The following is a 684-nucleotide window of genomic DNA, read 5'->3' on the forward strand; positions in this document are numbered from 1 at the left end:
AGTTTGCGGCGGCGCTTTGGAGGCTTCACTTCATCAAATAGTCCGGTCAGCGGGATCTCCTTGAGAATTTCCTTTGCCATGCAAATCCTGCTCGTTGGGGCTGCGGCGTATTCCTGAGCAATATGCTCGAAGAGTTTTGCCTTCAGGTCTTTCGAGCGCACGTTGTAGCCCAGGATGTAGCTCACCCCTTCCTCGACAATGATTCTGATGAGCTCGGCGTTGTTGTAGCCGGTATCGCCGCGCACAAGAATTCGTGCGCCGGGGAAGCTTTCCCTGAGCTTTTGAATCAGCCGGCGGATGTGAATCAGGCAGAGCGCGGCGCCATTCGCTGCGCCCGGGGCATTCTGCACAAACGCAGGAACGCCGTTGATCGCCACAAAGATCGGCAGGTATGAGATGCACCGGTAGTGCCCGTCGTAGCTGGCCTCATTCTGATTGCCGAAAAGCTCTACCGGGGTAGAGTCCACATCAATGATGAAGTACTCCTTATCTCCTCGTTTTTTAAGGATTCTTATGGCTTCATTCTCTGTGAAGTCAATCAGATCCATGATTGCCGGCGTTGTGATTCTGAGGGAATCAGTCTTTCCTGACTTTGGGAGTTTCAAGGCCCTAAAAATCGTGGGTTGCCCTGCACCCCACTTTTTTTGACCTGAATTCTCTATTTCGTTATATAGGCTGGTTATA

The 684-nt window shown here is 51.8% G+C and carries 1 protein-coding gene; it reads right to left on the bottom strand.

Going from position 1 to position 684, the window contains the following annotated elements; translation table 11 throughout:
- On the bottom strand, positions 1-605 hold a 605-nt coding region (locus GBM95_RS11945), incomplete at its 3' end, for a transposase (RefSeq protein WP_193222708.1).
- Positions 606-684: the final 79 nt, after the last annotated feature.

The sequence above is a fragment of the Sutterella seckii genome (genome assembly GCF_009183815.1).
Taxonomy (GTDB): Bacteria; Pseudomonadota; Gammaproteobacteria; order Burkholderiales; family Burkholderiaceae_F; genus Sutterella; species Sutterella seckii.